The organism is Chryseobacterium sp. 2TAF14, from assembly GCF_052115105.1.
In the GTDB taxonomy this organism is placed as follows: domain Bacteria; phylum Bacteroidota; class Bacteroidia; order Flavobacteriales; family Weeksellaceae; genus Chryseobacterium.
The window spans coordinates 1-3,444 of record NZ_JBFRGA010000239.1; the positions used below are offsets into that span (position 1 = coordinate 1).

A 3,444-nucleotide genomic window follows, 5' to 3' on the forward strand; every position below is an offset into this window, starting at 1 on the left:
ATATAGGAAATCGCGTTGTTGTTTTATGTATAGTATGGAAAGATTATATTCCTTACTCAAATATAAAATATTTACAAAATAAAAATAATTTTTTCTTTACCAATGAAGAAAGAGCATTCTATGGAGGTAAGATAGTGAAAGATATTATAGTGTATAAGTGATGAAAAATATAATCAAATTTATCATTCTACTATTCATAGCATTTAGTTGTAAGGCTAATGCCCAATTAGATACTTTACAATATATAAATCGGATAGCAATAAATAAGCAAAACTATATTGGTAAGCCTTTTTCGGTACTGCTTAAAGCTTTAAGAAAAGTACCTCCTAAAAAATATTTTACAATAGATAATTGTGATTATGATACCCAATTTTTTTTCTCAAATAAAGATGGGGCAACAATGGGCAAATATAAAATGTTAATAGTCTGGAAATATAGTTCATTTTATAATAATGAAAGGTTACATAGTGATGAGCTTTGTGACTTTGATAATAAGGCAGAAAGTATATAAAAAACTTATTATTAAAGACATTACTATAACATATAATGAAAGCTTTCATTTGAAATATTGTGGAGGTATGCTAAAAGAAGGAATTAAGCTTAATCATTTTCTTTATAGTTTAAAAAACTATAAAAAAATTCTAGAAGATCAACCATTTCATAATTTTATTTGCTGGCTTTCTCGAAGAGGTTTACAAATTATAAGAGTGGATAACCTAATTGATAAAAATAATCTATCCCAAATATTTCAAACAAAGTTTACAATAAAAAATTCAATGGAGGAAACAGGAAGGATAATTATATATTGGGAAAATTCTATTCCAAAGAGGGAAATTAAAAAATATGAAAAAAGATACGGTAATTCCTTTAGCTACAACGAAAGAAATTTATACGTTGATAGTGTTATAAAGAAAATTATTATTCTTAAATGATAATATTAAATTTTATTTTTATTAATTATAAGTAGTTGCAAAATCTTAACCTAAAACAAATATTTTAAATTATATAAGCAATTTGAAATAAATAAATCCTACTATGTTAATAAACCCTTTCATATTTACTTAACCAAATGATGCAGATGCAACCCAAAACTGTTTGGTTTTTATCTGCATTTGAAAATAAAAATTGTAAATGCTTCTATTTTTAAGTTTTGTGAAAAGAGATATAGTTTTAAGAATGCTGTTACTTTGCATATAATCTGGCAAGGAGCTTTCTCTAAATCTGATGTAAAATATTTACAGAATAAAAATGGGTATTACTTTACCAATGAAGAAAGGGCTTTTTATAGTAATAAAATAGTGAAGGATATTATAGTGTATAATGAAAAATGTAGAAGAGAGTTTTTTTTTAAGACTTAAAAAAACAGAACTTATTTATCAAAATAAATATGAGAAACCAGGAATCATGCTTTGTCTCGAGAATAGTTGCAAGTTTAGATACATCTTATAAACAAAAAACCTCCAGAGATAGAGGTTTTTTTATTATTATTGATTGTTTTGCAAAAAAGAAACTATTTTGACCAAATCCTGCTCTTTATCATAGCTTAAGCTATTTTTTCTAATAAAATCTCTCAGTCTTTTTTGGCTCTGAGGAAAGGATTTTTCTATATTTTTTTTTGAGACCTCAATCATATTATTATTGTTTAACCAATAATACTTTGGTGAAACTTGTTCAAAAGTCGCCGGGAAATCTTGCTCATAATTGGTAACTGCTTTTTTAAATTCCTTAAAGATAGTAGTTGTTTTCTTATATAATCCTACCTCTTTGTCAATTTCTTCCAAATATTGCTTATTATCACCTATATTAGTTAGAATGTATTTTTTGTTGCGATTTTGAAAAATAATGGTAGATAGATTATCTTCTTTAGGTAAAATATAATTAGCCCCGTTTTGTTTAAATTCAAAAGAATCTGTATAACTATTATATCTTACAGGCACATCTTTATAATCACCTATTTGAGCAAGCTGAAAATCCATATTGGCATAAGGACTTCCCTTAATGTCTTTATACTCATACTTGAAATTTTTAAAATAAAGACTTTCATAAAATGCATTAGGTGAAGCAGCAGAGATTCCTATTTGCGAAAAGTATATTTGATAGCTAATCAAACCGATTAGAAAAAGTGTTTTTTTCATAAAATAATTTTTAATGATTATTATATCATCTATTCCTTTGTAAATTTAAAGCTTTTTTTAATGCCTTTAGATGTAGTATAACTTGCAAAATAGATTCCTTTAGTCAGATTGCTTAAATTGATTTTATTATCAAAAGTTTTACTTGTAGCTACAAGTTTTCCTGATGCATCAAAGATATTGATTGCCAAATTTTGATCTTTTTCATTTATAATAATGAAATTTTTTGCAGGATTAGGATAAAAACTTACTTCTGTCCCGGTATTTTTTATCTCTTGAGCACTTAATGTGGATAAATTGTCACCCGTAACAATTAAGGAAAAATTTTGGTTCCCAGAAGTTAATGTGCCTTTATGGCTTACGGTAATGGTATAAGTACCCACAGGATTATTAATATCAACTCTTTCAAAATTATCTACATTATTAGTAGAAACATTTGTTGGAGATTCATATGGAAGAGCCATACCTTGTAATTTCCAAGGATAATAATTTGTGTCATTTTTTGTCACTTTCACATCTAAATCATTTATTAGATACACTGTAGAAGGATCAGTTGTACCAGTGTTGTGATTTGTTGATTGCGGATCTGTCCAAGAGATTGAAACTTTCAGAGGACTTGTTCCATTAGCTGTTATTGTTTTTGTAAATGTTGAGTTATTAGCCAGGGTTAATTCTTCAATAACACTTTTGGATGTACTTACCGTACTATTTTTATCTCTAATTGCAATAGCAGCTTTTTGAGCATTTACTAAGCCCCAACCAAATTCATAATCTGGTCCGGGAAATTGACCAGCTTCATCAGCAGTGTGTAAAATAAGTCCTTTTACGGTAGCCGCTTTCATATAATTATTGTACAACTGATTATAATATTGTTGAAGCAATAAAACGACACCTGTAATTCCTGGTGATGCCATAGAAGTTCCGGACATGAAACCGATAGCAGTATCTGAAGTGGATAAAGTAGATCTTACATTTACACCTTTCATTGAAATATCTGGTTTAATTCTTCCATCATCTGAAGGTCCCCAGCTACTGAATGAAGACATAACTACACTTGAAGGATCAACATAGTCTGTCACCTGATTAACAGCAGCAACTGTAATTACATTTTTAGCATTTCCATGCCCAAAAATCATGTCATACCCGGCTTTAGCGGCAATTTGTGTAGATCCTGGAGCTTCAGTTGAATTACGATCATTTCCTGCGGAAACAACTGGCAGGTAATATGGGTTATTATAACAAATATTATCAATCTGGCGTGCTCTAGAATCATATGCGCCATAAAACCATACGCTTCCAAGTTGGCCTATAC

Annotated in this window: 4 protein-coding genes; 2 read left to right on the forward strand and 2 right to left on the reverse strand. The window is 28.7% G+C overall.

The genetic code is table 11. The features are described from left to right. Positions 1–160: 160 nt before the first annotated feature. A complete protein-coding gene (locus AB4Y90_RS16685) occupies positions 161–511 on the forward strand; it encodes a hypothetical protein (protein ID WP_441558697.1) in 351 nt (116 codons plus the stop codon). A 67-nt stretch (positions 512–578) separates the two neighbouring features. After that, complete coding sequence (locus AB4Y90_RS16690; RefSeq protein WP_441558698.1) at positions 579–932, forward strand: hypothetical protein; 354 nt, start codon at positions 579–581, stop codon at positions 930–932. Between the two features lie 552 nt (positions 933–1,484). On the opposite strand, the gene AB4Y90_RS16695 is transcribed toward AB4Y90_RS16690, so the two are convergent. Together AB4Y90_RS16695 and AB4Y90_RS16700 are read right to left on the reverse strand one after the other, a co-directional pair. After that, on the reverse strand, positions 1,485–2,135 hold the full coding sequence (locus AB4Y90_RS16695) for a hypothetical protein (protein WP_441558699.1): 651 nt from the start codon (positions 2,133–2,135) through the stop codon (positions 1,485–1,487). A gap of 29 nt (positions 2,136–2,164) precedes the next feature. Further along, positions 2,165–3,444 (reverse strand): S8/S53 family peptidase (locus AB4Y90_RS16700; RefSeq protein WP_441558700.1); only part of this gene is annotated, 1,280 nt, incomplete at its 5' end.